Annotated in this window: 29 protein-coding genes; 14 read left to right on the top strand and 15 right to left on the bottom strand. The window is 66.8% G+C overall.

Annotated elements, in window-relative coordinates; genetic code table 11:
* Positions 1-19 precede the first annotated feature (19 nt).
* Both ASD87_RS22415 and ASD87_RS22410 read right to left on the bottom strand, forming a co-directional pair.
* The gene (locus tag ASD87_RS22415) at positions 20-1579 is read right to left on the bottom strand and encodes an acetolactate synthase large subunit (protein ID WP_056326736.1); all 1560 of its coding nucleotides are present in this window, start codon (positions 1577-1579) and stop codon (positions 20-22) included.
* Between the two features lie 279 nt (positions 1580-1858).
* Positions 1859-2881, bottom strand: a complete 1023-nt coding sequence (locus tag ASD87_RS22410; RefSeq protein WP_056326734.1) for an amino acid ABC transporter substrate-binding protein — start codon at positions 2879-2881, stop codon at positions 1859-1861.
* Between the two features lie 355 nt (positions 2882-3236).
* Between ASD87_RS22410 and ASD87_RS22405 the strand changes: the two genes are divergently transcribed.
* The 4 genes from ASD87_RS22405 to ASD87_RS22390 are packed head-to-tail and all read left to right on the top strand — an operon-like array spanning position 3237 to position 6472.
* Positions 3237-4256 (top strand): tripartite tricarboxylate transporter substrate binding protein, encoded by a 1020-nt coding sequence (locus tag ASD87_RS22405; protein WP_056326732.1) that lies wholly within the window; start codon positions 3237-3239, stop codon positions 4254-4256.
* A gap of 41 nt (positions 4257-4297) precedes the next feature.
* Entirely contained in the window at positions 4298-4978 is a 681-nt protein-coding gene (locus ASD87_RS22400; RefSeq protein WP_056326730.1) for a 3-oxoacid CoA-transferase subunit A, read from the top strand.
* Positions 4979-5003: 25 nt separating this feature from the next.
* On the top strand, positions 5004-5645 hold the full coding sequence (locus tag ASD87_RS22395) for a 3-oxoacid CoA-transferase subunit B (protein WP_056326728.1): 642 nt from the start codon (positions 5004-5006) through the stop codon (positions 5643-5645).
* A complete protein-coding gene (locus ASD87_RS22390; RefSeq protein WP_056326726.1) occupies positions 5645-6472 on the top strand; it encodes an IclR family transcriptional regulator C-terminal domain-containing protein in 828 nt (275 codons plus the stop codon). Before ASD87_RS22395 ends, ASD87_RS22390 begins: the two co-directional genes overlap by 1 nt.
* A 9-nt stretch (positions 6473-6481) precedes the next feature.
* On the opposite strand, the gene ASD87_RS22385 is transcribed toward ASD87_RS22390, so the two are convergent.
* The 6 genes from ASD87_RS22385 to ASD87_RS22365 all read right to left on the bottom strand — a co-directional run bounded on the left by ASD87_RS22385 (position 6482) and on the right by ASD87_RS22365 (position 11177).
* Entirely contained in the window at positions 6482-7531 is a 1050-nt protein-coding gene (locus ASD87_RS22385) for an L-threonylcarbamoyladenylate synthase (protein WP_056326724.1), read from the bottom strand.
* A 12-nt stretch (positions 7532-7543) separates the two neighbouring features.
* A complete protein-coding gene (locus ASD87_RS22380) occupies positions 7544-8734 on the bottom strand; it encodes a 5-(carboxyamino)imidazole ribonucleotide synthase (RefSeq protein WP_056326723.1) in 1191 nt (396 codons plus the stop codon).
* A 5-nt stretch (positions 8735-8739) separates the two neighbouring features.
* Complete coding sequence (purE, locus tag ASD87_RS22375) at positions 8740-9261, bottom strand: 5-(carboxyamino)imidazole ribonucleotide mutase (RefSeq protein WP_056326721.1); 522 nt, start codon at positions 9259-9261, stop codon at positions 8740-8742.
* A 104-nt stretch (positions 9262-9365) separates the two neighbouring features.
* Complete coding sequence (locus ASD87_RS22370; protein WP_056326719.1) at positions 9366-9938, bottom strand: disulfide bond formation protein B; 573 nt, start codon at positions 9936-9938, stop codon at positions 9366-9368.
* 10 nt (positions 9939-9948) lie between these two features.
* The gene (locus ASD87_RS27140; RefSeq protein ID WP_167427990.1) at positions 9949-10107 is read right to left on the bottom strand and encodes a DUF5993 family protein; all 159 of its coding nucleotides are present in this window, start codon (positions 10105-10107) and stop codon (positions 9949-9951) included.
* A gap of 188 nt (positions 10108-10295) precedes the next feature.
* The gene (locus tag ASD87_RS22365) at positions 10296-11177 is read right to left on the bottom strand and encodes a phosphoribosylaminoimidazolesuccinocarboxamide synthase (protein WP_056326717.1); all 882 of its coding nucleotides are present in this window, start codon (positions 11175-11177) and stop codon (positions 10296-10298) included.
* Positions 11178-11420: 243 nt separating this feature from the next.
* Here ASD87_RS22365 and ASD87_RS22360 point away from each other — a divergent pair, with 243 nt between their 5' ends.
* Positions 11421-11873 carry a GFA family protein gene (locus tag ASD87_RS22360; RefSeq protein ID WP_056326715.1) on the top strand — a complete coding sequence of 151 codons (453 nt, stop codon included), beginning with the start codon at positions 11421-11423 and terminating at the stop codon, positions 11871-11873.
* A gap of 101 nt (positions 11874-11974) precedes the next feature.
* Here ASD87_RS22360 and fba read toward each other — a convergent pair whose 3' ends face one another.
* A complete protein-coding gene (gene fba / locus ASD87_RS22355; RefSeq protein WP_056326713.1) occupies positions 11975-13039 on the bottom strand; it encodes a class II fructose-bisphosphate aldolase in 1065 nt (354 codons plus the stop codon).
* Positions 13040-13269: 230 nt separating this feature from the next.
* Positions 13270-14169, bottom strand: a complete 900-nt coding sequence (locus tag ASD87_RS22350) for an SMP-30/gluconolactonase/LRE family protein (RefSeq protein ID WP_056326711.1) — start codon at positions 14167-14169, stop codon at positions 13270-13272.
* A 275-nt stretch (positions 14170-14444) separates the two neighbouring features.
* Between ASD87_RS22350 and ASD87_RS22345 the strand changes: the two genes are divergently transcribed.
* Both ASD87_RS22345 and ASD87_RS22340 read left to right on the top strand, forming a co-directional pair.
* Positions 14445-15773: a dicarboxylate/amino acid:cation symporter gene (locus ASD87_RS22345; RefSeq protein ID WP_056326709.1), complete on the top strand. Its 1329-nt coding sequence runs from the start codon at positions 14445-14447 to the stop codon at positions 15771-15773.
* Positions 15774-15908: 135 nt separating this feature from the next.
* Entirely contained in the window at positions 15909-16292 is a 384-nt protein-coding gene (locus ASD87_RS22340; RefSeq protein ID WP_056326706.1) for a hypothetical protein, read from the top strand.
* 25 nt (positions 16293-16317) lie between these two features.
* On the opposite strand, the gene ASD87_RS22335 is transcribed toward ASD87_RS22340, so the two are convergent.
* A complete protein-coding gene (locus ASD87_RS22335) occupies positions 16318-16752 on the bottom strand; it encodes a hypothetical protein (RefSeq protein ID WP_056326704.1) in 435 nt (144 codons plus the stop codon).
* Positions 16753-16927: 175 nt separating this feature from the next.
* Positions 16928-17887, bottom strand: a complete 960-nt coding sequence (locus ASD87_RS22330; protein ID WP_056326702.1) for a LysR family transcriptional regulator — start codon at positions 17885-17887, stop codon at positions 16928-16930.
* Positions 17888-17998: 111 nt separating this feature from the next.
* On the opposite strand from ASD87_RS22330, the gene ASD87_RS22325 reads away from it, so the two are divergent.
* The 7 genes from ASD87_RS22325 to ASD87_RS22295 all read left to right on the top strand — a co-directional run bounded on the left by ASD87_RS22325 (position 17999) and on the right by ASD87_RS22295 (position 23791).
* The gene (locus ASD87_RS22325) at positions 17999-19834 is read left to right on the top strand and encodes a gamma-glutamyltransferase family protein (protein ID WP_056326699.1); all 1836 of its coding nucleotides are present in this window, start codon (positions 17999-18001) and stop codon (positions 19832-19834) included.
* A gap of 58 nt (positions 19835-19892) precedes the next feature.
* Entirely contained in the window at positions 19893-20867 is a 975-nt protein-coding gene (locus ASD87_RS22320) for a tripartite tricarboxylate transporter substrate binding protein (RefSeq protein WP_056326697.1), read from the top strand.
* The gene (locus ASD87_RS22315; protein WP_056326696.1) at positions 20864-21379 is read left to right on the top strand and encodes a GAF domain-containing protein; all 516 of its coding nucleotides are present in this window, start codon (positions 20864-20866) and stop codon (positions 21377-21379) included. Before ASD87_RS22320 ends, ASD87_RS22315 begins: the two co-directional genes overlap by 4 nt.
* A gap of 152 nt (positions 21380-21531) precedes the next feature.
* Complete coding sequence (locus tag ASD87_RS22310; RefSeq protein ID WP_056326694.1) at positions 21532-21984, top strand: GFA family protein; 453 nt, start codon at positions 21532-21534, stop codon at positions 21982-21984.
* Between the two features lie 36 nt (positions 21985-22020).
* Positions 22021-22560: an SRPBCC family protein gene (locus tag ASD87_RS22305; RefSeq protein ID WP_056326692.1), complete on the top strand. Its 540-nt coding sequence runs from the start codon at positions 22021-22023 to the stop codon at positions 22558-22560.
* Positions 22561-23079: 519 nt separating this feature from the next.
* Entirely contained in the window at positions 23080-23343 is a 264-nt protein-coding gene (gene infA, locus ASD87_RS22300) for a translation initiation factor IF-1 (RefSeq protein ID WP_006221179.1), read from the top strand.
* Between the two features lie 160 nt (positions 23344-23503).
* Positions 23504-23791 (top strand): hypothetical protein, encoded by a 288-nt coding sequence (locus ASD87_RS22295; protein WP_056326690.1) that lies wholly within the window; start codon positions 23504-23506, stop codon positions 23789-23791.
* Positions 23792-23821: 30 nt separating this feature from the next.
* On the opposite strand, the gene ASD87_RS22290 is transcribed toward ASD87_RS22295, so the two are convergent.
* From ASD87_RS22290 to mog, 3 genes are all read right to left on the bottom strand, one after another.
* Positions 23822-24688 (bottom strand): peptidoglycan DD-metalloendopeptidase family protein, encoded by an 867-nt coding sequence (locus tag ASD87_RS22290; protein WP_056326689.1) that lies wholly within the window; start codon positions 24686-24688, stop codon positions 23822-23824.
* A 5-nt stretch (positions 24689-24693) separates the two neighbouring features.
* Positions 24694-25032 (bottom strand): hypothetical protein, encoded by a 339-nt coding sequence (locus tag ASD87_RS22285; protein WP_056326686.1) that lies wholly within the window; start codon positions 25030-25032, stop codon positions 24694-24696.
* 97 nt (positions 25033-25129) lie between these two features.
* The gene (mog, locus tag ASD87_RS22280; RefSeq protein ID WP_056326684.1) at positions 25130-25762 is read right to left on the bottom strand and encodes a molybdopterin adenylyltransferase; all 633 of its coding nucleotides are present in this window, start codon (positions 25760-25762) and stop codon (positions 25130-25132) included.
* Between the last annotated feature and the right edge of the window lie 127 nt (positions 25763-25889).

Below are 25889 nucleotides of genomic sequence, written 5' to 3'. Positions count from 1 at the left end.
CGCGCCGCCGGGGCAACCGTCAGATCACGGCTTCGATCAGGAAGGGGCCGCGCCGCTTCAGGCCTTCGGCCAGCGCGCGCGCAAAGCCTTCGACCGTATCCACGCTGACTGCTTCCACGCCCATGCCGCGCGCAAGATGGGTCCATTCAAGATGCGGGTCCTGCAGGTCCAGCATGCGGCGCGCATTGCGGCCCGGTTCCTGCACACCCACGTTCTTCATCTCGCCATGCAGCGTGGCGTAGGAACGGTTGGCCAGGATGATGGTGAGGCAATCCAGGTTTTCGCGCGCCTGCGTCCACAAGGCCTGCAACGTGTACATGCCGCTGCCGTCCGCCTGCAAGGTCACCACCTTGCGGTCGGGGCACGCCACTGCCGCGCCCGTCGCCAACGGCAGGCCGATGCCGATCGCGCCGCCCGTCAGCATCAGCCAGTCGTGCGGCGCGCTGCTGACGCTGTACAGCGGAAACTCGCGGCCCTGCGTGATGGACTCGTCGCAGACGATGGCCTGTTCGGGCAGATGATGCGCGACCAGGATATTGACGGCGGCGCCGGTCAGCTTGCCGGACGCGGGCACTTCATAACTGGCGGCGGGCGCCGTCAGGCGCGGCGCATCGGCGGCGATGCCCAGTTCATCGGCCAACCACTCCAGCGCGTGCGGCAGGTCCTGGTCGGCCGTGGCCAGCACCACCTGGTTGCTGTCCTGCGGCGCCAGCAGGCTGGGCTTGCCGGGATAGGCAAAGAAACCGACTGGCGACTTGGCGCCCGCGAGCACCAGGTGCTTGACGTCCTTGAGCTTGGCGACGGCCAGATCGATCGGATACGGCAGACGGTCCACCGGGGTGCGTGAGCCGCCGCGCTCGATGCGGCGGTTCGACGTTTCCGATACCAGGCGCACGCCGGTCGCGCGCGCAATGCGCCCCGCCGCGTTCAATGCGCGCTCGCGCAGCGCGGCGCCGCCCAGCATCAGCACGGTGACTTCGCCCGAGCGGATGGCCGCAGCGGCGGCGCGCACGGCATCGGCGGAGGTCTGCGCCAGCGCGTCGTCCTTGGCCACGATGGGCGCGGGCGCGTTGTCCGGCAATTCGGTCCAGGCCGTGTCGGCCGGCAGGATCAAGGTGGCGATGTTGCCGGGCGAACGGCGCGCCACGGCGACGGCCTCGGCGGCGTCCGCGGACAGGGCCGACGCCGTCATCGTGCGCTTGACCCAGTGCGACATCGGCCGCGCCACGCCTTCCACGTCGCTGGTCAGCGGCGCGTCGTACTGCACGTGATACGTGGCGTGGTCGCCCACGATGTTGACCATGGGCGTGCGCGCGCGCTTGGCGTTGTGCAGGTTGGCAAGGCCATTGCCCAGGCCCGGGCCCAGGTGCAGCAGCGTCGCCGCCGGCTTGTCGGCCATGCGGGCGTAGCCGTCGGCGGCGCCGGTCACCACGCCTTCGAACAGGCCCAGCACGCAGCGCATCTTGGGCTTGCGATCCAGGGCCGCCACAAAGTGCATCTCGGATGTGCCCGGATTTGCAAAGCAAACGTCCACATCATTGGCAAGCAAGGTGTCGCAGAGGCTGTCGGCGCCGTTCATCGTTGTTTCCCTGGTAGTTATCAATGGCAGTGCGGGTGGCATGGCCACCCGCGCAACGGACATCATAGGGAGCCTGGCGGATTCGCGATAGAGCCATTTACGATCGGGCGCATGGAACCATTCCTGCAAGGTTCCGTCAGCCGAAACAAGGCGGCGGCGTGCTCCCGGGCGGATCGTGGGGCCAGCTCAAGGCGTCTGCAAAAACGGCAAGGCCTCCCGAGGGAGGCCTTGCGCGGATCAAATGGACCGGTAAATCCGTCCGCTATGCGTGTTCACGCTTCAACGGATCGGCCACGGATACATCGCGCCGCCCTGGTTCCACAGCGCGTTCGTGCCGCGCTGCAGGCCCAGCTTGCTGTCCTTGCCCACGTTGCGCTCGAAGATTTCGCTGTAGTTGCCGACCGCCTTGATGGCGTTGTAGGCCCACTTTTCATCCAGGCCCATGTTCTTGCCGGCGCCCGGCGTCACGCCCAGGATGCGCAGGACGTTGGGATTCTTGCTCTTGAGCATTTCATCCACGTTCTTTTGCGTGATGCCGTATTCCTCGGCTTCCAGCAGCGCGAACAGCGTCCAGCGCACGATGCCCAGCCAGTTCTCGTCGCCCTGGCGGACCATGGGACCCAGCGGCTCCTTGGAGAAGCGCTCGGGCAGGATTTCGTAGTCGTTGGGGTTGGCGACCTGCGTGGCGCGCACGGCGGCCAGTTGCGAGGCGTCGTCCGTGAAGGCATCGCAGCGGCCGGATTCAAAGGCGCGCACGACTTCGGTCACCTTGTCGATCACGACCGGCTTGAACTCGATGTTGTTGGCGCGGAACCAGTCGGCCAGGTTCAGTTCGGTGGTGGTGCCCGGCTGCACGCAGACGGTGGCGCCGTTCAGTTCCTTGGCGCTCTTGACGCCCAATTTCTTGCTGACCAGGATGCCCTGGCCGTCATAGAAGCTGGCGGCCACGGCGGACAGGCCGAGCGACGTGTCGCGCGTCTGCGTCAGCGTCACGGTGCGCAGCAGCACGTCGACTTCGCCCGACTGCAGCGCCGTGAAGCGCTGCTGGGTGGACAGCGCGGTGCCCTTGAACTTGGAGGCATCGCCAAACACCGCCGCCGCCACGGCACGGCAGATGTCCACATCCATGCCTTCCCATTCGCCCTTGCTGTTCGTCGCGGAGAATCCGGAGACGCCGTCCGTCAGGCCGCACTGCACGAATCCCTTCTTTTTCACCGCGTCCAGCGTGGGACCGGCCATCGCCGCCTGGGACGCGCAGGCCAGGGCAATCGCGCCGGCCGCAACCATCAATTTCCGCTTCATGTTCTGCTTCTCCTGAGATAGATGGCCGCTCTGGGCTCGTAACCGGGAGCGGCTGAAACCAGGTCCCGCCTTACTGGACCGGCCGCCAGATTAAGGCATGTCCACAGCGTGAACAACGCACGAATCCCTAGTGAAAACCCGTAAGACGCGTCGTCCTCGAACGTCGCCGCCGTGTCCGGTGATCGAACTTTATTGCCGCGGCGCCCCGCCGCCCCGCGCATCCCCGCGTGCCATACTTTTTTTGCGTCTTTGTCCGATAGTCAGCAAAGCCGCAGCCCTTTAAAAAAGCCGGTCGCGTCACACAAGAACCCGGACGCGCACCGCTGATCGGCCAATTCATGGAGGAGACAAGTCCATGGCACAAGCATGCAAGTCGCAGCCCCCTCGCCCGGCGGCCACTGACCGCCGCCAGGCCCTCAGGAACCTGCTGTTCGCCGCGCTGGCGGCAACCGGTGTGGCCGCCGGCCCTGCCCACGCGGCCGACAACTGGCCCAGCAAGCCCATCAAGATCATCGTGCCGTACACGCCGGGCGGATCGACCGACATCGTGACGCGCATCGTGATGGAAAAGCTGGGACCCAGGCTGAACCAGACCATCGTCGTCGAGAACCGCCCCGGCGCCAACAGCAGCCTGGGATCGGCGATTGCCGCCAAGGCCGAGCCCGACGGCTACACGTTCCTGTCGATGCTGCCGGCCTACATCATCAACTTTCATCTATACAAGCTGGGCTACACGCCCGCTGACCTGACGCCGGTCGTGCAGATGGCGGACCTGCCGCTGTTTCTGTTCGTGGCGAACGAGCTGCCGGTCAAGAACGTGGCCGAACTGGTCGCCTATGCCCGCAAGAATCCCGACAAGCTCACCTACGCGTCCAGCGGCAATGGCTCCAGCGCGCATCTGACCGGCGCCGACTTCGCGCTGCAGAACAAGATCACGATGACCCACGTGGCCTACAAGGGCAGCGCGCCGATCCTCACGGACCTGCTGGGCAACCGCGTGTCCATGGTGTTCGATCCCGTGCTGGTGCCGATGCAGTACGTCAAGCAGAACCGCCTGAAGGCGCTGGCGTTCACGGGCAAGGAACGCTGGCCCACGGAACCTGACATTCCCACGATGGAAGAAGCCGGCATGCCGGGCTTTGTCACCGGCTCGTGGGCCGGGCTGATGGCGCCCGCCAACACGCCCAAGCCGATCATCGAACGCATGGCGCGTGAGATCAGCGAAATCGTCAAGGAACCCGACGTGCGGCAGAAGTTCGTGGATGCGGGCTTCTTGCCGGTGGGCGGCACGCCGGCGCAGTTTGCCGAATTGATGAAGAAGGACTCGGCCCGCTACGCCGAGATCATCAAGCAGGCCAACATCACCGTGAACTGAGCGGGCCGGGCGCCGCCGCGCCCGCCCCATCGGAGCCCTCCATGATCGACAAGTTCATCGACACCCCCGCGGCCGCCGTGGCGGACATCCACGATGGCGCCACCGTGCTGATCAGCGGGTTCGGCGGCGCCGGCATGCCCACCGAACTGATCCATGCGCTCATCGACCAGGGCGCGCGCGACCTGACCGTGGTCAGCAACAATGCGGGCAACCACGAAACGGGCCTGGCCGCGCTGGTCAAGGCCGGGCGCGTGCGCAAGGTCATCTGCTCGTTTCCGAAGGCGTCTCACTCCTGGGTCTTCGACGCGCTCTACCGCGAAGGCCGCATCGAACTGGAATGCGTGCCGCAAGGCACCATCGCCGAACGCCTGCGCGCGGCCGGCGCCGGGCTGGGCGGCTTTTTCACGCCCACCGCGTACGGCACCGAGCTTGCGCGCGGCAAGGAGACCCGCATCATCAACGGCCGCGGCCATGTGTTCGAAGAACCCTTGCACGGCGACTTCGCACTGGTCAAGGCCGACCGCGGCGACCGCTGGGGCAACCTCACCTACAACATGAGCGCGCGCAACTTCGGTCCCATCATGTGCATGGCCGCCCGGACGACCATCGTGCAGGTGCGCGCCAAGGCCGAACTGGGCGAACTGTCGCCCGAGGCGGTGGTGACGCCGGGCATCTTCGTCAAGCGCGTCACCGAAGTGCCCAACGCCGCCTTTTCCAGCTGACGCAATCCTTCAATCAGGAGTCCGCATGTTTCGTCCCCTGACCCGCGAAGCCATGGCGCGCCGCCTGGCCCTGGACATCCCCGACGGCAGCTACGTGAACCTGGGCATCGGCATGCCCGTTCTGGTGGCCGCCCATCTGCCCGAAGGCCGCGAGATCGTGCTGCACAGCGAGAACGGCATTCTTGGCATGGGCCCGCCCCCGGCCGAGGCTGACATCAACCTGGACCTCATCAACGCGGGCAAGCAGCCCGTGACGCTGTTGACGGGCGGGTCGTATTTCCATCACGCGGACTCGTTCGCGATGATGCGCGGCGGCCACCTGGACATCTGCGTCATGGGCGGCATGCAGGTCGCGGCCAACGGCGACCTGGCCAACTGGTCGCTCAACAAGCCGGGCGAGGCGCCGGCCGTGGGCGGCGCGATGGACCTGGCCGTCGGCGCGCGCAGCGTGTTCATCATGATGGAGCACAACAGCAAGAACGGCGATCCCAAGATCGTCGAGCGCTGCACCTATCCGCTTACCGGCGCCGGCGTGGTGGACCGCATCTACACCGACCTCGCGGTCATCGACGTCACGCCGGACGGGCTTGTCGTCCGGGATATGATCGACGGCATGACCCTGACCGAATTGCAGGCGCGCACCGGCGCGCCGCTGCGTGCCGGCTGATGCTGCCGAACCTGCCTCCTCCGGGCTACGCCGCGCCGCCCGCGGCCGAAGACCATCCCGACCAGCTGCGCGGCGATCCGGACTACATGCTGACGCTGGCGCGCGGCCTGCACGTCATACGCGCGTTCGGCACCCGCCGCCATCCCCAGACCGCCGCCGAACTGAGCCGGCGCGCCAACTTGCCGCGCGCGGTGGTGCAGCGCTGTCTGCACACGCTGATCCTGCTGGGCATGGCCGAACAGCATGGCCGGCTGTACGTGCTGACGCCGCGCATCCTGGGGCTGGGCTACGCGTATTTTTCGTCCACGCCGTTCGTCTCGCTGGCGCAGCCCGTGCTGGAGGAACTGAGCGCCACCGTGAACGAGACCTGCGCGCTCGCCATCATGGAAGGCCACGAGATGCTGTACCTGGCGCGTTCGGAGGTGAACCGCCTGCTGGCCACGTCGATGGGCCTGGGAAGCCGCTTGCCGGCGTACTGCACGTCCATCGGACGCGTGCTGCTGGCAGAGTTGCCCGAGCCCGCGCTGGCAAGGTATTTCGCGGCAACCGACTTGCAGCCCTACACCGAATTCACGTTGACCACCGAGGCAAAACTGCGCGCGGAACTGGCGCGCATCCGCGAGCAGGGATATGCGGTGGTCGACCAGGAACTGGAATTGAATGTGCGCGCGATCTCGGTGGTCGTGCGCTCGGCCAGCGGCAAGGCGTGCGGCGCCGTGAACGTCAGCGTGAAGGCCGCGCGCGTGCCGCTCGAGCGCTTGCAGGAAGAATTCCTGCCGCCCTTGCGGCAGGCCGTTGAACGGATCGGGGAATTCCTGGCCGCCTGAGCGGCCAGGCTACAGGCCGGTGGTGTCCAGCGTGAAGGCGGCGGCGGCACGGCCGATGCGGTCATTGACCGCGTGCCAGTCGTCGGTGGCGGGCGGCGCCTGCACGATGATGCGCGCATAGCCCTGCCCGTCCAGATCGCGCAGCAGGCCATACAGCGCCTGCGCGTAACGGGCCGGGTCCGCCGGCACCGCTTGCCACTGCACGCGCGCATCGACGGCGGCAGGCTGCGGACCGTAGGCCACCAGCACGACGCGCCCTTCTGGCAGGTTGCGTCCCAGCAGCACTTCCTGCATGCGTGCGTCGCTTGCCAGTTCCAGCGGCGTGCGCGGCGCGTAATGCGCCTTCAGCGTGCCCGAGGCGCGCGGCGCCGCCGCATCGGGCGCAAAGACCTGCACGCCCAGCACGGCTTCGAGCTGCGCGGCGCTGATATGGCCGGGCCGCAGCAGCACGGGCCCCGCGCCCGTGTCCAGGCGCGACAGATCCAGGATCGTGGACTCGATGCCCACCTCGGACGCGCCGCCTTCCAGCACGGGCATGCCGGCCGCGACTTCGTCCGGGAACTCGCTGCGCACATGCTCGGCGCGGGTGGGCGACACTTGCCCGAACTTGTTCGCGGACGGGGCAGCCACGCCGCCCTGCCCGTTCGGCTTGCCGGCGGCAAAAGCCGTCAGCAGCGCCTGCGCCACCGGATGCGAGGGACAGCGAATGCCGATGCTGTCCTGGCCGCCGCTCACCGTGTCCACGATATGCGGCGCGCGCTTGAGGATCAGGGTCAGCGGACCCGGCCAGAACGCGTTGATCAGCAGACGCGCCTCGGGCGGCACGTGCGCCGCCCAATACGACACATCGCCGTCGGGCGCGATGTGAACGATGACGGGATGGTTCGACGGCCGGCCCTTGGCCGCATAGATCTTGGCAACCGCCTGCGGGTTTTCGGCATCCGCGCCCAGCCCGTAGACGGTCTCGGTGGGAAAGGCGGCCAGTTCGCCGTCCAGCATGCGCTGGGCGGCGTGGGCGATTTGCTCGGCGCTGGCGGTGGCGGGCGTGGAGGAGGACATCGGTTCGCCGCTTTATTCGGGCGCCTGCATGCCCAGCGCGGACGCCACGCGGGCGGCATCGTCACGGGCCTGCTGCAGCGTGGCCGCCACGATGGTGACGTGCCCCATCTTGCGGCCGCGCCGCGCCTCGTGCTTGCCGTAAAGATGCAGCTTGGCGGACGGCACCGCCAGCGCAGCCGCCCAGTCGGGCTCGCGTTGCGCGGTGTCGGTGTCGTTGGCGTACCAGATGTCGCCCAGGATGTTCAGCATGACGGCCGGCGCCAGAAGGTCGGTGCCGCCCAGCGGCAGGCCGGCCATGGCGCGCGCCTGCTGCTCGAACTGGCTGGTGACGCAGGCGTCGATCGTGTAGTGACCGCTATTGTGCGGGCGCGGCGCGATCTCGTTGACGATGAGGCTGCCGTCCTTGAGGACGAAGAATTCCACGCACAGCACGCCGTGGTAGCCCAGGCCCTGCGCGATGGCCTGCGCGGCCTCGGTGGCGCGCGCCTGGCGTTCGGCGTGGGCGGCGTCCTGCAGCACGGGCGCGGCGGTGGACACCGCCAGGATGCCGTCGCGGTGCACGTTGCGCGCCACGGGAAACACCACGCTGGCGCCGTCAAAGCCGCGCGCCAGCACCACCGAGATTTCGTAATCCAGCGGCATCAGCGCTTCCAGCACGCAGGCCACGCCCCCGAACTCGGCGAAGGCCGCGATGGCTTCTTCGCGGGTGTCGATGCGGGCCTGGCCCTTGCCGTCGTAACCCAGGCGGGCAACCTTGAGAATGCCGGGGAACAGGGCTTCGGACGCGGCGTGCAGGTCCGCCTCGCTGCGGATGGCGGCGTGCGGCGCAACCGGGATGCCTTGCGCGGCGATGAAGGTCTTTTCCGCGATGCGGTCCTGCACGATCGCCACGGCGTCGCCCGCCGGGCTGACGCGGCAACGGGTCGCCAGCGCGCGCAGGCTGTCGGCGGGCACGTTCTCGAATTCGGTGGTGACGGCCTGGCAGGTCTGCGCCAGGCGGGCCAGGCCGGCCTCGTCGTCATAGGCGGCCTGGATGTGCAGGTCGGCGACCATGCCGGCCGGGCACTCGGCGGCCGGATCCAGCACCGCCACCTTGTAGCCGAGGCTTTGCGCGGCGTGACAGAACATGCGGCCCAACTGCCCGCCGCCCAGCATGCCCAGCCAACCGCCAGGCGCAATCATGAAAGAAGTCGATTGAGTCATACGCGTCAGGCCTCGGGCGGAACTTTCATGTCGCGCGCGGCCTGCGTCTGCCGGGCGCGGAACGCCAGCAGCTTTGCGTGCAGGCCGGCGTCGGTGCCCGACAGCGTGGCGATCACGTGCAACGCGGCGTTGGCGGCGCCGGCTTCGCCGATGGCGAAGGTGGCGACCGGCACGCCCTTGGGCATCTGCACGATGGACAGCAGCGAGTCTTCGCCGCGCAGGTACTTGGACGGGACCGGCACGCCGAACACCGGCACCTCGGTCAGGGCGGCCATCATGCCCGGCAGGTGCGCCGCGCCGCCAGCGCCGGCGATGATGCCGCGCAGACCGCGCTGGTGCGCGGCGGCGCCGTATTCGGCCATGTCCTGCGGCATGCGGTGCGCGGAGATCACGCGCGCTTCATAGGCGACGCCAAAATCCTCCAGCATCGTCACCGCGTGCTTCATGACCTCCCAATCGCTGGAAGATCCCATAATCACGCCCACCACGGGGGAGGCTTGCGCCGCTGCGGAAGTCTGGTCTGTCATAACCGGTGTCTAGTAGTTGAGACCACGGCGCACGCGCCGCGAAATGTCAGGAAACCGCGGGACCGGCCCGCGAAAACCCGCTATTTTACCCGGCGCGGCGGACCCTACGGCGTGGCCGCAGTTTGCAGCCAAAGGTAGCTGACCGGATCGTCGGGGCACGGCCCAAAGCCGCACTGCAGCGTGGTGCTGCCGGCGTTAGCCAGCGCGACAATGAAAAACAGGGCCATGACCACCATGCCCAGCGCCGACACGGGCTTCTTGAGCATGCTGTCGCCCCATTTGCGGTCCACGCACAGCATCACGACGCAGAACACGATGATCGCCGTGAAGGCGACGAAGGCCCACGTATAGAAATGCAGGCCAAGAAAGGGCGTGCCGTAGCCCGCATCGCCCGGCGCAATATGCAGCAGCACCTGACGCCCCGACGCAAGCATCCCGGCCAGCGCGCCCGCGATGCTCATGGCGTAGTGCATTGGCGACGGACCGAGCCGCAAGTTCAAGAGGAATCCCACGCCGGCAAGCATCAGCGCAACACGCTGCAGCAGGCATAGCGGACACGGCAATTCGTCGTAGGCGAATTGCCAGACGAAGGCCATGCAGAGGATGACGGTGACCCCGAGCAGGGCCAGACCGTTGAGGATGCGTGAACCGCGCGCCGGGTTGCGTGAAAAGATCATTGCCGGCGCTTCACAGGGACAACGCCAGCGGACTGGTCATGTGGTAATTGCACCAGGCAGCAAAGATGACCAGGGTCAGCAGCCAGAACGTCACGCAGGGGCGGCGCCGGCCCACGAGACCAAACCATACTGCCAGCGTCCCCGTCACAAAGGGCAGCATCATCACCATGCGGCGCTCCTTTTATCGGAATTCCCGAACCAAGCAGCGCACGAGTATAGCGTAACAATCCGAAATAATTTCATGCGAAGGCTGCGGGTTTGCCCGGGTGCCGGGCATGGGTATCAAGGCGCCGGTTGCACCGCTGCGGGCAAAAAAAAACCGCTCGGCAAGGAGCGGTTTTTTGGAAAGCAGGCCGATCAGGCGATCAGGCGGTCAAGCGCTTCGCGGTACTTCGCGGCGGTCTTTTCCAGCACGTCCTGCGGCAGGCGCGGCGCGGGCGGGGTCTTGTCCCACGTTTGCGTTTCAAGCCAGTCGCGCACGAACTGCTTGTCGAAGGACGGCGGGCTGATGCCCACGCGGTAGCCGTCGGCGGGCCAGAAGCGCGACGAATCGGGCGTCAGCACTTCGTCCATCAAGTGCAGCGTGCCATCGTCGTCCAGGCCGAATTCGAACTTGGTGTCGGCGATGATGATGCCCTTGGTCGCGGCAAAGGCGGCGGCCTCGGCGTACAGCTTGAGCGTGACGTCGCGGATGCGCTCGGCCATTTCCTGGCCGACTTCCTTGACCACGTGCGCGAAGTCCACGTTCTCGTCGTGCATGCCGAATTCGGCCTTGGCTGCGGGCGTGAAGATGGGCTCGGGCAGCTTGCTCGCTTGTTGCAAGCCCGCCGGCAGCTTGATGCCGCACACGGCGCCGGTCGCCTGGTAGTCCTTCCAGCCGGAACCGATCAGGTAACCACGGGCCACCGCTTCGACCAGGATCGGCTTCAGACGCTTGACCACCACGGCCCGGCCACGCACCTGGTCGACCTCATCGGGCGCCACCACGTCCTCGGGCTTCACGCCGGTGGAGTGGTTGGGCAGGATGTGCGCCAGCTTCTGCAACCAGAATTCGGTCAGTTCGGTCAGCACCTGTCCCTTGCCGGGAATGGGGTCGTCAAGGATCACATCGAAGGCGGAAATGCGATCCGACGCGACGATCAGCAACTTGTCGTCGCCGACGGCGTACATATCGCGCACCTTGCCGCGTCCCAGCAGCGGCAGGGACTTGATGCTGGATTCATGCAAAGCAGAAGTCACGGGAATGGCCTATGGCAAAAATGAACATTCCCGCCACGGGCGGGCGCCAGGGCGGGAAGTGGAACGAAATCGGATACCAGGCAGGGGCGGCGCCGCGCGGCGGCTCCTGCAAAGCGCATAGATTACTGCAAATAAGTTCACCTTGCCGCAGGCCAGACCCCGGGTTAGGCTTTGATCCCCATCCATAATTCGCGCCGGCCGCCCCCGGGCGTCACGGCGCAACCCGTCCGGAGACAGAGTCGTATGCAGGATGCTTCCCCCAAGCGCATGCCCCACGCCGACGCGCAGGTGCACATGACAGGCGGCTGCCAGTGCGGCGCCATCCGCTACGCCCTCACGGACGAGCCCATCACCGCGGCGACCTGCCATTGCCGGGACTGCCAGTACTCCAGCGGCGGCGCCCCAGCCCACGCCCTGATCTTTCCCGCCGGCGCCGTCACGCTGCTGCGCGGCCAGCCCAAGGAACACCGCTACCAGGGCGACTCCGGCCACACCGTCATGCGCAGCTTCTGCCCGTCCTGTGGGACGCCGCTGTTCGGCAGCTCGGAAGGCATGGGCTATGAGGTGGTGCGCGCGGGGTCGCTGGACGATCCCGAGGCGTTTCATTCCAAGGTGAGCCTGTGGACGGACTCGGCGCCCTCGTGGCACCACGTGGACCGGACGGTGCCGAGCTTTGGGCGCAATTCGCCGGCGTAGGCAGCGCGCATCACGTCCACAAAACAAAAGGGCTGGCCCTCGCGGACCAGCCCTTTTTTGCCTGAGCCGCCTTCACAGGGAAGGCGGCGCCGGCGGGGACCTTACTGCACCACTTGCGACAGCTTGCCCGACGCGTATTGCGCGGCGATCTCGGTCAGCGGCAGCGGCTTGATCTTGCTGGCGTTGCCGGCGGTGCCGAATTCCGTGTAGCGAGCGACACAGATTGCCTTGGCGGCGGCGCGCGCGGGCTTGAGGTATTCGCGCGGGTCGAACTTTTCGGGGTTCTCGGCGAAGAAGCGGCGGATCGCGCCGGTCATGGCCAGACGGATATCGGTGTCGATATTGATCTTGCGCACGCCGTACTTGATGGCTTCCTGGATTTCCTCGACGGGCACGCCGTAGGTTTCCTTCATGTTGCCGCCGAATTCACGGATCTCGGCCAGCAGTTCCTGAGGCACGCTGGAGCTGCCGTGCATCACCAGGTGGGTATTGGGCAGGCGGGCGTGGATTTCCTTGATGCGGGAGATCGACAGGATGTCGCCGGTGGGCTTGCGCGTGAACTTGTAGGCGCCGTGGCTGGTGCCGATGGCAATCGCCAGGGCGTCCAGTTGCGTGCGGCGCACGAAGTCGGCGGCTTGTTCGGGGTCGGTCAGCAGCTGATCCATGGTCAGCTTGCCGTCGGCGCCGTGGCCGTCTTCCTTGTCGCCTTCCATGGTTTCGAGCGAGCCCAGGCAGCCCAGTTCGCCTTCGACGGTCACGCCCAGCTTATGCGCGATGTCGACAACCTTCTTGGTGACTTCGACGTTGTAGTCGTAGTCGGCGATGGTCTTGCCGTCTTCCTTCAGCGAGCCGTCCATCATGACGCTGGAGAAGCCCAGGTCGATCGCGCCCTGGCAGATCTTGGGCGACTGGCCGTGATCCTGGTGCATGACCACGGGAATGTGCGGGTAGGACTCAACGGCGGCCTGGATCAGGTACTTGAGGAAGCCTTCGCCCGCATATTTGCGCGCGCCGGCCGAGGCCTGCATGATCACCGGGCTGTCGGTCTCCGCCGCGGCTTCCATGATGGCCTGGACCTGTTCCAGGTTGTTGACGTTGAAAGCCGGAATGCCGTAGCCGTGCTCGGCGGCGTGGTCGAGCAACTGGCGCATGGAGACTAGGGCCATGAGTGGTCCTCCTTAGGTACTGTCTATTGAGAGATGGTTGAAGCCTTGCTGAATGGCGTGATTTTACGGGGGAATCGAAGAAAGGTCTTGCAACGGCCGGTATCCTATCCATTCAGGTGATACCGCAAGGGGCGGGACGGCTGATATCCCGCCTTGCGATCTCGTCCATGCGGACCAGAAGTCCGGCACGCCAGGCCTTTGCCGCCCCGCTTGTGACCTAGGGCTGTGGCCTACGGCCTGCCCGCGTGCGGCACGTCCACCTGGGTCATCAGGATGCGGGCCTGGGGTTTGGCCCGGCGATTGGCTTCGACGAAATCCGGCGCCGCCGCCATGAAGAGCGTCCTGCCGTCGGCGCCGCCCAGCGCGGCCGCGAAGATGCCGAACTCGCCCGTGTCGATCTGTTCCAGGATCCTGCCGCCCCGTTCGACCCGCACGATGCGCTTGCCGATGGCATCGCCCACCCACAGCGCGCCTTCTTCATCCAGTGCGCCGCCGTCCGGAGCGATCTTTGACGCGGCGATCAGCGTGGTCAGGTCGTCGCTCGCCGGCAGCTCGCCGAAGTTGGCCCAGTCGCGGCGCGGGCCCAGCACGCCATTGGGCTCGATGTCGAATTCAGAAATGCGGTTCGCGAAGGTCTCGTTGACGATCAGCGTCTTGCCGTCGGGCGTAATGAACGACCCGTTGGGAAAGCACAGCCCGTCCGCCACCACCTGCGCCACGCCGTCCGGGTCCACGCGCACCAGCGTGGTCGTGCGGACCGGTTCGCCCGCCATGATGTCGAACCCGAAGTTGCCCACATACGCCCTGCCCTGCGCGTCCACCACCATGTCGTTGATGGGGCCGCCGGTCAACGCGGAGAGGTCAGCGTGAACCGATAGCGTGCCGTCCGCCTCGCGGCGCAGCAGCTTGCGGTCTTTCATGGAGGCGATCAGCAGGCGGCCGTCGGGCAGCCAGCCCAGGCCGGAGGGCTGCTGGGGCACCAGGCAGACACGATCCACTGCGCCCTGCAGCGTCACCGTGATGACCTGCCCGGTATAGAAGTCCGAGGCCCACAGGCGGTTTTCGTGCCAGCGCAGCCCCTCCAGATAGGTGTAGCCGGAAGCCAGTACGGACAATTCGCGATTCGGCATTGCTTTGTCTCCCATGTCGCCCCGCTCGGGGCCGGTTCCCAGGTGGCGCCCGGCCTGACTTGATAAGACCGGAAGGGGCATTCTGGCATGGCTGATCCGTCCCTAAACTGACAACTGGCTGTCAGGTTTGCGGCGTTAACATCGCGCCCCAAGGGTTAACCCGAGCAGTACCTGGACCCCTGGCATGTCCGTCACTGGACCGCCCGCCCCCGCCTTCATGCCGGCGGACCTGGCCCCTCGGGCCAAGCGGCGGCTCCCGTTTTCCCGTATTCAACATGAACACTAAGAAGCTGACGCGTTATATCGGCATCGCCATGGTGCTGGGCATCGTGGTGGGCTACTTCTGCAACAAGTTCGCGCAGAACCAGCAGGAGGCGGCGCACATCGCCTCGTATTTCAGCCTTGTCACCGACATCTTCCTGCGCATGATCAAGATGATCATCGCGCCGCTCGTGTTCGCCACCCTGGTAACCGGCCTGGCCAGCATGAGCGACGCCAGCGCGGTGGGCCGCATCGGCATGCGCGCCATGATCTGGTTCATCGCCGCCTCGGCGATCTCGCTGCTGCTGGGCCTGGCGCTGGTCAACATCTTCCAGCCCGGCGCGCACATGAACCTGGCGATTCCCGACGCGGGGCTGACATCGGGCCTGAAGACGGGCGACTTCACGCTCAAGGCGTTCATTGCGCACGTCTTTCCCAAGAGCATCGCCGAAGCGATGGCCAACAACGAGATCCTGCAGATCCTGGTGTTCTCGCTGTTCTTCGGCGCCGCGCTGTCGTTCATCCGCGGCAAGGGCCACAACACGATCTACAACATGATCGACGAGCTGGCCAAGATCATGTTCCGCGTCACAGACTACGTGATGCGTTTTGCGCCGCTGGGCGTGTTCGCCGCGATGGCGGCCGCCATCACGACAGAGGGCCTGGGCGTGCTGATCAGCTACGGCAAGCTGATCGGTGAGTTCTATCTGGGCCTGGCCCTTTTGTGGGCGATTCTGTTCGGCGTCGGTTACCTGTTCCTGGGCAAGTCCACGCGCCGTCTGGGCGGCCTCATCAAGGAACCGACCCTGCTGGCGTTCTCGACCGCGAGCAGCGAATCGGCCTACCCCAAGACGATCGAGGCGCTGGCGCGGTTCGGCGTGTCCAAGCGCATTTCCGGATTCGTGCTGCCGCTGGGTTACTCGTTCAACCTTGACGGCTCGATGATGTACCAGTCGTTCGCGGTGCTGTTCATCGCCCAGGCCTACAACATCGAGATGAGTTTCACGCAGCAGCTCACCCTGCTGCTGGTGCTGATGGTGACGAGCAAGGGCATGGCCGGCGTGGCGCGCGCCTCGCTGGTGGTGGTGGCCGCGACGCTGCCGATGTTCCACCTGCCCGAAGCCGGCCTGCTGCTCATCATGGGCATCGACCAGTTCTTCGACATGGGCCGCACCGCCACGAACGTGGTCGGCAACAGCCTGGCCACGGCCGTGATCGCCAAGCTCGAAGGCAATGAAGAGGATCTGCCCGCGGATACGGACGCCGAGATTGCCGGCGAGACGGTTTCCGGAACCGTGGACGCGACCCCGCAACCGGCGCGGACCGCCAGCCAGAACGCATGAAAATGCGGGCCATAACGGCCCGTTTTCAATGGTGCGCGCCCGCTTGACCGGCGCGAGTGCCGGGCGCAACATAAAAGCCCTTTTCGTCACGCACCGGCGAGGCGCGCATGGGCGCCGCGCCCGGCCCTGCACACCATGAATCTTCTGTTTTCGCCCCGCGCGGCGGCGGCGCTTGCCGCCGGCCTGTTCGCCTGCATTCCCCCTGCGCATGCCTGGACCCGCATTTCCTGCGACCTGACGGGCACGGTCTCCACCTTTCCCACCACCTACCGGCAGTTCCGGACCGACGGCACGGCGCTGACGCAGGTGCTGTTCAAACTGAAAGTCAAAGCCGCCGACATTCCCGACGGCGAAAGGGCCGACACGGACTGCGGCGAGTTCGTGGACAAGGAGGTGGAGGTGGCGCTGGAGAACGTGCCAGCGCGCACCATCTTGCGGGGCAAGCCGTTGAAGGTGCGCTACAAGTACGACGAGTCGCTGGGGCAAAGCCTGGCGACGCGGTACGAACTGCCGCGCTGACCTTGCCCCGGCTGGCCGGGTGGCGTCAGTCGTTTACCGAGCAGGACACGGGCGCGCCGTCCTCGAACTCGACGTCGTAGGTGTGCACCGGGTCCCAGGGCAGCGTGAACCAGAGCTCGTAGCCGTCGCCGTCTTCGTCGAACAGCCACAGCGCGCGCAGCACGGCTTTTTCCGCCATGGCTTCGGCCGTTTCTTCGGCCAGGAGCTGGTCGTCTTCGATGCCCAGCTTTTTGCAGTGCTCGTACGAATAGTTATCGAGCAGGAAGTCGGCCGCGGCCAGAATCTGGTCGTCCAGGTTGTCCAGGATGCCCTTGACCACCTTGGATGCGCCCGCATCGGGCTCTTCACCGTCGGTCTGGATCATGACGTGGATGGGGGGCCGGCCCTCGCCGGCGGGGACGTTTTCCGCCGCCCACAGATCGGGTTCTTCGAGGTCCTGGGTGAAATTGAATCGTGCCATCTGGGGCTCCGTGAATTGGAAGGGCAAGCCGGAAAAGGCAGCGGCTTGCCCGGGGCCGTGTGGCCTTTCAGCCATTTAACCAGATGCCGGCTACTTCGTCTGTGGCGGGAAGCGACGTTTTTGCGCCTAGGACATGTGCATGTCTTGCCAGACAGGCTTGCGCCGCCCGTGCAGGTCAGGCCTGCGCAGGCACGGGTGCTGCCGCGTTTGCGCAGAGGTCCAGCAGGATGTCGGAAAACTGCGACTCGGCCGTCAACGCCTGTTCGCGCTTCCTCCGGATCAGGTTGATCGGCGGCAGCTCCCAGCCAAAGTCCCACGGCACCATGCCCAGCCTGCCCCGCTGGCAAAGTTCGCGCGCGATGTCTTCGGGCACCACCGAAATCGACGATTCGTTCTGCGACAGGATGCCCTCGATCACATCCGTCGAATAGGCCTCCAGCACGGGCGACGGCGGCTGCAGTCCGGCACGGATGAAGTGTTCGACGATCAGTTGCCGCGTGGGCGTATTGGCCGCCGGCAGCACCCAGTCCAGCGCCGCCACCGCGGCCCAGTCGGGCTTGCGCCGGGCCAGCCGCTGGGCCAGCCGCCCGTGCGCGACCAGGCGGGGCCGTTGGCGGTACAGCACGCGATGAATCAGGTCTTCGTGCATCACCGTGGACGTGGCGCGGCTGATGATGCAGTCCAGCTCGTGCTGGCGCAGCATCGGCACCAGATGATCGGTCGTGGCGCGGTGCAGGCTCAGCGTCACGCCGTGGCGCTGGTGCAATTGGCTGATGGCGGCGGTAAGCAAGGCGCTGGACACGTACGGGACCACGCCCACGTGCAGGTGCGCGGAGCGCCCGGCCTGCAAGGCCTCGACTTCGCGCTCCCACAGGTCCAGATCGCTGAGCATGTGACGCGCCCGCACCAGCGCCAGATTGCCTAGCTGGGTGGGCTGCAGACCGCTGCCCGTGCGCAGGAACAGGGGCGCGCCGAAGATGTCCTCCAGCTCGGCCAGGGACTTGGTGACCGCGGGCTGGCTGATGCCCGTCTGCGCGGCGACCCGCGTCAGCGATTTATGGCGGTCGATATTGACCAGCAGCATCAGGTGCCGGTGCTTCAGGCGGTTGGCAAGTCGGACGGCATCGCGGCTCATGGCGTTTTCCAGATAACCATTTGGTTATGCAATTATGCCCATAAAGATAAAACCAGTTATTTCTGGGTCCTATACTGCACGCATCATTTCCTGCCCTCCCGGTATCCCGCGATGAATCCGTCCTTCACCACCCGACCTGAAATACGCGGCACGTACGGCGTGGTCTCGTCCACGCACTGGCTGGCCTCGCAGGTGGCCATGAGCGTGATGGAGCGCGGGGGCAACGCGTACGACGCGGCCGTGGCCGGCGGATTCGTGCTGCAGATCGTCGAGCCGCACCTGAACGGACCGGGCGGTGAAGTCCCCATCCTGATCTGGAGCGAACGCGAAAAGCGCATGCGCGCGCTGTGCGGCCAAGGCCCGGCGCCCGCTCTGGCGACTCCCGCCTATTTCCGCGAGCTGGGCGTGGACCTCGTGCCCGGAATCGGCCTGCTGCCCGCCACGGTGCCGGGCGCGTTCGGCGCCTGGCTGACGCTGCTGCGCGATTACGGCACGTGGGAGCTGGCGGACGTGCTGCGGCCAGCCATCGACTATGCGCGCGACGGCTTTCCGCTCGTCCCGCGGATCTCGCAGGCGATCCTGGCCGTGCAGGCGCTGTTTCGCGACGAATGGAAAAGCTCGGGCGAGGTCTGGCTGCCCGGCGGCCGCGTGCCCTCCCCCGACGCGCTGTTCCGCACGCCGGCCATCGCGGCCACCTACACCCGCATCCTGGACGAAGCCCATGCCGCCAGCACCGACCGGCGCGGCCGCATCGATGCGGCGCTGGACGTGTGGTACCGGGGATTCGTCGCCGATGCGATTGACAGCTTCTACACCAACGAGGCCGCGCTGGATACCACCGGCCAGCGCAACCCCGGGCTGCTGCGCAAGGCCGACCTGGCCGATTGGCGCGCAACCTACGACGAACCGCTGACCACGCAATATGGCCGCTACACGGTCGCCAAATGCGGCGTCTGGTCGCAAGGCCCGGTGCATCTGCAACAGCTGGCGCTGCTGCGCCACCTTGACGTGGACAAGCTGGACCCGCTGTCCCCGCAGTTCGTGCACCGCGTGGCTGAAGCCGCCAAGCTGGCGTTTGCCGACCGCACCGCCTGGTATGGCGATCCCGATCACGCGCAGGTGCCGCTGGCGGCGCTGCTGAGCGACGACTACGCGCGGGCGCGCGCCGCCACCATCGGCGACCGCGCCTGCCCCACCCTGCAACCCGGCAGTCCGGGGGGCCTGCCGCCGCGCCTGCCCGACCTGGACGCCGCCATCCGCACGCTGGCCGCCTCCGACACGCGCTACGGCGTGGGCGAACCGACCTTCGCGGCGTTGCCGCCCGTCGACGAATGGGCCTCGCGCGAACTGTTCGTGGGCGACACCTGCCAGATCGACGTCATCGACCGCGACGGCAACATGGTGGCCGCCACGCCGTCGGGCGGCTGGCTGTCGTCAAGTCCCGTGGTGCCCGCGCTGGGCTTTTCGCTCACGACGCGCCTGCAGATGACCTGGCTGGACGATGGCGTGCCGGGCCAGTTGCAGCCGGGCAAGCGCCCCTGCACCACGCTGTCGCCCGGCCTTGCGCTGCGCGACGGCCAGCCTTACATGGCGTTCGGCACGCCGGGCGGCGACCAGCAGGACCAATGGACCGTCGCGTTCTTCCTGCGGCACGCCATGGGCATGAACCTGCAGGCGGCGATCGAGGCGCCGTCCTGGCATATCGATCACTTTCCAGGTTCGTTCTGGCCGCGCGCGCTGACGCTGAACCGGTTGACGGTGGAGTCGCGCATGCCCGCGGCCACGCTGGATGCGCTGCGCGCGGCCGGTCACGACGTCAAGGTAGGGCCGGACTGGTCCGAAGGCCGCATCAGCGCATGCACGCGCGAACCCGCTGCGGGCGGACGCCTGCTGCTGCGCGCCGCCGCCAATCCCCGTGGCATGCAGGGATACGCCGTCGGCCGCTAAATCACTTTTTCTTTCGACCGGCTCTCAGAAGCCGGACACTACGCAAGGGGTAAACACCATGACACTGCAACTCAAACGACTGCTGCGCACGTTCGCGCTGGGACTGGCGATGGCCGCGCCCGCGCTTTCGCAGGCCGCGTGGCCCGAAAAGCCCATCACGCTGGTCGTGCCGTGGGCGGCCGGCGGCTCCACGGATATCCTGGCGCGCGTGTTGTCCGAAGGCCTGACGCAATCGCTGGGCCAGCCCGTGATCGTGGAAAACCGTTCGGGCGCGTCCGGCAACATCGGCACGGCGTTCGTGGCGCGCGCCAAGCCGGACGGCTACACGCTGCTGGTGGGCTCGATGAGCACCCACACGATGAACCAAGCGCTCTATTCCAACATGCCGTTCGACGGCGTGAAGGATTTCACGCCGATCGCCGAGTTAGCCCTCGTGACCAACACGATGGTGGTGCATCCGTCGGTGCCGGCCTCGAACCTGAAGGAATTCATCGCCTACGCGAAGGCCAATCCCGACAACGTGGCCTATGCCTCGGCGGGACAGGGCTCGACCAACCACCTGAGCGCCGTCCTGTTCGAGAAGGCCGCCGGCGTGAAGATGATGCACATCCCCTACCGCGGCGGCGCGCCTGCGGTGCTGGACACCGTGGCCGGGCGCACGCAGGTGCTGTTCAGCGCTGGCACGCAGACGCTGCCGCACGTGCAGTCGGGCAAGCTCAAGCTGCTGGCCGTCACGGAAGAACAGCGCTCGCCGCTGCTGCCCGATGTGCCCACCGTAGCCGAAACGCTGCCCGGCTATGAATTGGCGGTCTGGTACGGCGCGTTTGGCCCGGCCGGCATGCCGCCCGAACTGACGGCCCGGCTGAACCGCGAGATCAACGTGATTCTGAAGCGGCCCGATGTCATCAAGAAGATGGGCGACATGGGCGTGCTGCTGACCGACACCACGCCCGAGCAGTTCGGCCAGATCCTGGCGCGCGATGCCGACAAGTACGGCAAGTTGATCAAAGAACTGGGCATCACCGCGGAATGACGGACCACGCCCTCAGCCCGGCCGCCACGGGCGTGCAAGCCATCGGCCAGGCGTACGCGCAGGGCAGTGCGCAGGCGGCCTTTCAGGCCATCGATGCCTACGCCGGGCTCGCCCTCGCGCACACGCTGTGCACCGTGAATCGTTACGACGCCAGCGCCATGCGCGTGGTGCGGCTGTATAGCTCGAACCCGCAGGCCTACCCGCCGGGCGGGAGCAAGGACAAGACCGGCACGGCCTGGGGCCGGCACGTCCTGCTCGAGCAGCAGGTGTTCGTCGGCCAGGGAGAGGACGCCATCCGCGAGTTCTTCAACGACCACGACGCCATCCGCGAACTGGGCTTGAAATCCGTCATCAACGTGCCGGTCGTCTATGGCGGCGCGTGCCTGGGCACCGTGAACTTCCTGATGCCGCGCGCCGCGGTGACGCAGGCGGACATTGACGCGGCACGGCTGGCGGCCCTCTTGGCCCTGCCCGCGTTCCATGCGCTGCAGGCGGCACAGCCCGCCGCCTGACCGCTGCCCGGCCCGGATGCCGCGCGTTGCCCGGCATCCGGCGGAAACCCCGACGCAGCAACGATCTGAAAGACATCCGGCTCAAAAGCGGGAGCCGACGCCCGGCGCCGCGGGTATATTGGGGTTATTCCCCAACCTGCCTGGCGCTCATCATGATCAAAGGTTCCTGCCTCTGCGGCCGTGTCGCCTACGAGATCAACGGTCCGCTCACCGACGCCCTGAACTGCCATTGCGTGATGTGCCGCAAGACGCATGGCGCGGCCTTCCGCAGCCGCGCAACGGTCCAGTCCAAGGATTTTGCCTGGACCCAGGGGGAAGACCACGTGACCTGGTACGCCTCGTCGCCCGGCAACTACCGGGGCTTCTGCGAGGCCTGCGGCACGCCCCTGCTCAGCCGCTTTGACCAGACGCCCGACGTCTACGGCCTGCCGCTGGGCCCGCTGGACGACGATCCGGGCGTCAAGCCCGAGGCGCATTACCATGTCGCGAGCAAGGCGCCGTGGTACGACATCACGGATGCGCTGCCCCAGCATCCCGGTGCCATGGACGAAGCGCCCGAGCACGATCCGCAGGTGCCGCCACTGACCTTTTCACACGGAAGATGAACCCACGTCCGGCTCCGGACTTCACAGGAGACTGATATGAGCGACTTTGGCGTCGTACTGGACCCCACCACCCTGCGTTTCACGCGCACGCTGCCGGCCAGCGTGGACGAGGTGTGGGCCTGGCTGACCGAATCCGACAAGCGCGGCCAGTGGCTGGCTTCAGGCGACATGGACCTGATGGAAGGGGGCGGCGTCACGCTGCGGTTCCTGCATGCCGACCTGTCCTCCGTGCGCGAACCGACGCCCGAGGCCTACAAGCCCTACGAAGAAGGCCTCACCACGCAAGGCCTCATCACCCGGTGCGAACCGCCGCACCTCCTGAGTTACACCTGGGGCGGATCGGCGGGCGCGCCATCCGAGGTGATGTTCGAACTGTCCCCCAAAGCAGATTCCGCCCTGCTGGTCCTCACCCACCGCAAGCTTGCCACCCGGGACGACATGGTCGACGTGGCGGGCGGCTGGCACACGCATCTGAACGTGCTCGCCGCCCGGCTGGCCGGGCGCGATCCGGGCCCGTTCTGGTCGGCCAATGCCGCCTGGGAGGCCGAGTACCAGCGCCGCATCCCCCGGCGCTAGAGTCGTTCAAGCGCAACTATCACGGGCCGATCTGGCATAAAAGCTGGCTAAACCGCCCGCTTTGCAGTAACATAAGACCGTGATTTTTCCGCAAAAACCGGACTTCGGTCATCCTGCGTGCCAACCTGTAGCGCCCACCAAAGGGCGCTACTGAATGAACGTCAGCGACGCGAACGAGATCCGGTTTTTTATTGGGCGCCCCCCGTCACTGCCCAGCACGCCGCTGCAGTCCTCGTGGCGCCAGGCGTTGCCGCAACCGCTGCAACCCCGCTTCTTCCGGCCAGGTGCCCGCAGCACCCACGCCGCGACCCCGGCGCGCACCGCGCGCACTTACCTCAGGGCGCGAGTATCCGCCATTTCAGACATCCCTTCGGATGCCGTGGCCCATACCCACGCTTGCCCGAACGTTTTTTTGCGTTCAAACCGCTGGACCGGTTTATCCGAGTCCGACGCGCTTGCCGCCTTGCGCGGCGCCTCATGCCGCCGGCATGGCTGCGCGTTTTGATCAAGGAGTAGAGCATGGCTAAAGAAGAACTCATCGAATTGGATGGCATCGTTGACGAAGTGCTGCCCGATAGCCGCTACCGCGTCAAACTGGACAACGGCATCGAAGTCGGCGCCTACGCATCCGGCCGTATCCGCAAGCACCGCATCCGCATCCTCGCGGGCGATCGCGTCACCCTCGAAATGTCCCCGTACGACCTGACCAAGGGCCGGATCAACTTCCGCCACAAGGACGAACGCGCTCCCGCCCCGCATCGTCCTCAGCAGTACCGCCGCTAAGCCGGCCGCCCGGGCCGGCTTCATGCCGGCGCCCGGCACCTACTTTTCGCGAATCCTAAAGCCCGATTCGCGTTCTGCCGTAATGCGTGGAACGCCTGTTCATGAAAGAATGGCGCTCCCTCGCCTGGCGCAACGCCAGGCCGGATACGCACGAAGCACGATGGACCTGAAAGAAGAATTGCAAGCCGCCGCAGACCAGCTTGCCCTGGCGCGAAGAAGATTCGCGAAGGGCGAGGAAGGCCTGCGCCTGCTGCGCCAGTCGCGCGAGGCCTTCATCAACAGCCTGCGCAACACTGGCCTGACCTACGCCGAAGCCAAGACCAAATACGACAACTGCCTGGACGACCAGGAAGCCGGCCAACGCAGCGTGCAGCAGCAGATGGAATACGCCGAGCGCATGCACCAATACGTGCTCAAGCGCATCGCGCTGGCGGCAGAGCAGGCCTGAACCCGGCCCGCCCCCGATCCCCGCCGTTCGTCAGGGCTTGAACGCCCCAATGAAGATCGCCGGATCGATGCGCGCATCGTTCAGGCTGACGTTCCAGTGCAGGTGCGGGCCCGTCGCCCGCCCGGTCGCACCCACCTTGCCCACCACGCCGCCGCGCGGCACCTCGTCGCCGACTTTCACGTCGACGGCCGACATGTGGCAGAACATGCTGATCAATCCCTGGCCATGGTCCAGGAACACCGTCTTGCCATTGAAGAAGTAATCTCCCACCAGCACCACCACCCCGGCAGCCGGCGCCTTGATGGGCGTCCCGGCCGGCACGGCGAAGTCCAGGCCTGAATGGGGATTGCGTTCCTGGCCGTTGAAGAAGCGGCGCAGGCCGAACGGGCTGGACAGGCGTCCGCCGTTGACGGGCCGGTCCAGGATCAGGTTGCTGGGCGTGACGCCGGCACGAAAGCCGCGGTAAGCCTCGATCTGCTCGGCCAGCTCGCGTTCGATGCGCTTGAGATCGTCCGGGTTCGGATCCACCTGGCGCCGGTTCTTGAGCGTGATGTGCTGGGCGACGTAATCCTTGGCGCCCACCGAGAAGGCCACCTGGCGCGTGCCGGCGGCGTCCTTGACCTGGACGTGCTCCTGGCCCGGCTTCACGCTGAGCGGGATGCCGACCACGGCGATCCACTGCTTGCCCTGTTCCCGCACCACCAGCACGCGCCGGTCCTGGTATGTGACCTCGGGCGCGCTGGCCGCGTCGCCCAGCGTCAGGACGGCCACCCCGCCCGGCACGCGGGCGTCGAGCTTGCGGCCGATGTAGCTGCCCTGCTGCGCCCGCGCGGGCCAGGCCAGGCACAGGCTGGCCGCGGCCAGCCCGGCGCGCAGGACGTCGCGGCGTTCGAACATGGGGCTTACAGGCACAGGTTGGCCGGTTCGATGATGGTCTGGTCGCGGCGGGCGATGCGCGTGGACAGGCGGGTCTCGGTCTTGCCCTGCCAGTGGGTCGTCGTCATGACGGCCTCGACGCCCAGGCTGCCGTGCAGGATGAGCTCGTAACCATTGCGCACCGGCTTCTGTTCGAAATTGACGCCCAGCCCCTTCCAGGCGTCCGCCACGCATTGCGTGTAGTCCTGGGCGGTGCGCGCGGTCGAGCCGTAAAAGACGGGCTCGCGGTCGCGGACGTCTTTGACGTTGGCGCAGGCGGTCAGGGCAGCCAGGACGGTAAGGGACAGGATGATACGAGCCTTCATGACGATGGAAACTCTCGGTCGGTAGGGATTGATCGGGGCGGCCAACTATACCGCACGGTCTTTTGGCGCCTTGGCCCGGCAACGCCCGGCCAAGGCTTCACGCCTGCGGCGGGCGGCGGGCGGACTTGGGGCGGAAGGCCGCGATGACCTCAGGACGCGTCTCGGCGTAGGGACCGCCGATGAGGTCGATGCAGTACGGGATGGCGGCGAAGATGCCGGGCACCAGCACGGCGCCGTCCTCGCCCTTCAAGCCTTCCAGCGTCTCGCGGATGGACTTGGGCTGGCCGGGAAGGTTCACGATCAGGGCGGCATGGCCGTCCGTTTCGCGGATGACGGCCACCTGACGTGACAGGATGGCCGTGGGCACGAAGCGCAGGCTGATCTGGCGCATCTGTTCGCCAAAACCGGGCATTTCCTTGGTGCCGACGGCCAGCGTGGCCTCGGGCGTGACGTCGCGCCGCGCCGGGCCGGTGCCGCCGGTCGTCAGGACGAGATCGCAGCCGCAGCCGTCGACCAGCTCGATCAGGGTCTCGGAGATGCGGGCCGGCTCGTCGGGAATCAGCCGGTCGACCGCCTGCCACGGCGAGGCCAGCGCCCCGCCCAGCCACTCGCGCAGCGCGGGCAGTCCTTGGTCCTGATAGGCGCCGGTGGAGGCGCGGTCGGAAACGGACACCAGGCCCACGATGAGTTCGTCGGGGTGGCTGCGGGCGATGCGGGCAATGTGGGTCATGGCGTAGCGGGGAATCCGGCAATGAAGCGCCGCGGCGGCGGCAGGCAGCGCGGCCGCCGTGGCTTGCCGGACGGCCGCGCGACATCGATGCTATCGCATTCTGTAAGGCGGCATGCGGCGGGGTCGG

The organism is Achromobacter sp. Root170 (genome assembly GCF_001428165.1).
GTDB classification, from domain to species: Bacteria; Pseudomonadota; Gammaproteobacteria; order Burkholderiales; family Burkholderiaceae_B; genus Achromobacter; species Achromobacter mucicolens.
Note: the sequence above shows the minus strand (reverse complement) of the source record. Positions and strands in the feature narration are given on the sequence as shown.

Bases quoted from the DNA above. Each gene is read 5' to 3' on its own strand.
- ASD87_RS22415 (WP_056326736.1), bottom strand. From the start codon at position 1,579: ATGAACGGCGCCGACAGCCTCTGCGACACCTTGCTTGCCAATGATGTG.
- ASD87_RS22410 (WP_056326734.1), bottom strand. From the start codon at position 2,881: ATGAAGCGGAAATTGATGGTTGCGGCCGGCGCGATTGCCCTGGCCTGC.
- ASD87_RS22405 (WP_056326732.1), top strand. From the start codon at position 3,237: ATGGCACAAGCATGCAAGTCGCAGCCCCCTCGCCCGGCGGCCACTGAC.
- ASD87_RS22400 (WP_056326730.1), top strand. From the start codon at position 4,298: ATGATCGACAAGTTCATCGACACCCCCGCGGCCGCCGTGGCGGACATC.
- ASD87_RS22395 (WP_056326728.1), top strand. From the start codon at position 5,004: ATGTTTCGTCCCCTGACCCGCGAAGCCATGGCGCGCCGCCTGGCCCTG.
- ASD87_RS22390 (WP_056326726.1), top strand. From the start codon at position 5,645: ATGCTGCCGAACCTGCCTCCTCCGGGCTACGCCGCGCCGCCCGCGGCC.
- ASD87_RS22385 (WP_056326724.1), bottom strand. From the start codon at position 7,531: ATGTCCTCCTCCACGCCCGCCACCGCCAGCGCCGAGCAAATCGCCCAC.
- ASD87_RS22380 (WP_056326723.1), bottom strand. From the start codon at position 8,734: ATGACTCAATCGACTTCTTTCATGATTGCGCCTGGCGGTTGGCTGGGC.
- purE (WP_056326721.1), bottom strand. From the start codon at position 9,261: ATGACAGACCAGACTTCCGCAGCGGCGCAAGCCTCCCCCGTGGTGGGC.
- ASD87_RS22370 (WP_056326719.1), bottom strand. From the start codon at position 9,938: ATGATCTTTTCACGCAACCCGGCGCGCGGTTCACGCATCCTCAACGGT.
- ASD87_RS27140 (WP_167427990.1), bottom strand. From the start codon at position 10,107: ATGGTGATGATGCTGCCCTTTGTGACGGGGACGCTGGCAGTATGGTTT.
- ASD87_RS22360 (WP_056326715.1), top strand. From the start codon at position 11,421: ATGCAGGATGCTTCCCCCAAGCGCATGCCCCACGCCGACGCGCAGGTG.
- fba (WP_056326713.1), bottom strand. From the start codon at position 13,039: ATGGCCCTAGTCTCCATGCGCCAGTTGCTCGACCACGCCGCCGAGCAC.
- ASD87_RS22350 (WP_056326711.1), bottom strand. From the start codon at position 14,169: ATGCCGAATCGCGAATTGTCCGTACTGGCTTCCGGCTACACCTATCTG.
- ASD87_RS22345 (WP_056326709.1), top strand. From the start codon at position 14,445: ATGAACACTAAGAAGCTGACGCGTTATATCGGCATCGCCATGGTGCTG.
- ASD87_RS22340 (WP_056326706.1), top strand. From the start codon at position 15,909: ATGAATCTTCTGTTTTCGCCCCGCGCGGCGGCGGCGCTTGCCGCCGGC.
- ASD87_RS22335 (WP_056326704.1), bottom strand. From the start codon at position 16,752: ATGGCACGATTCAATTTCACCCAGGACCTCGAAGAACCCGATCTGTGG.
- ASD87_RS22330 (WP_056326702.1), bottom strand. From the start codon at position 17,887: ATGAGCCGCGATGCCGTCCGACTTGCCAACCGCCTGAAGCACCGGCAC.
- ASD87_RS22325 (WP_056326699.1), top strand. From the start codon at position 17,999: ATGAATCCGTCCTTCACCACCCGACCTGAAATACGCGGCACGTACGGC.
- ASD87_RS22320 (WP_056326697.1), top strand. From the start codon at position 19,893: ATGACACTGCAACTCAAACGACTGCTGCGCACGTTCGCGCTGGGACTG.
- ASD87_RS22315 (WP_056326696.1), top strand. From the start codon at position 20,864: ATGACGGACCACGCCCTCAGCCCGGCCGCCACGGGCGTGCAAGCCATC.
- ASD87_RS22310 (WP_056326694.1), top strand. From the start codon at position 21,532: ATGATCAAAGGTTCCTGCCTCTGCGGCCGTGTCGCCTACGAGATCAAC.
- ASD87_RS22305 (WP_056326692.1), top strand. From the start codon at position 22,021: ATGAGCGACTTTGGCGTCGTACTGGACCCCACCACCCTGCGTTTCACG.
- infA (WP_006221179.1), top strand. From the start codon at position 23,080: ATGGCTAAAGAAGAACTCATCGAATTGGATGGCATCGTTGACGAAGTG.
- ASD87_RS22295 (WP_056326690.1), top strand. From the start codon at position 23,504: ATGGACCTGAAAGAAGAATTGCAAGCCGCCGCAGACCAGCTTGCCCTG.
- ASD87_RS22290 (WP_056326689.1), bottom strand. From the start codon at position 24,688: ATGTTCGAACGCCGCGACGTCCTGCGCGCCGGGCTGGCCGCGGCCAGC.
- ASD87_RS22285 (WP_056326686.1), bottom strand. From the start codon at position 25,032: ATGAAGGCTCGTATCATCCTGTCCCTTACCGTCCTGGCTGCCCTGACC.
- mog (WP_056326684.1), bottom strand. From the start codon at position 25,762: ATGACCCACATTGCCCGCATCGCCCGCAGCCACCCCGACGAACTCATC.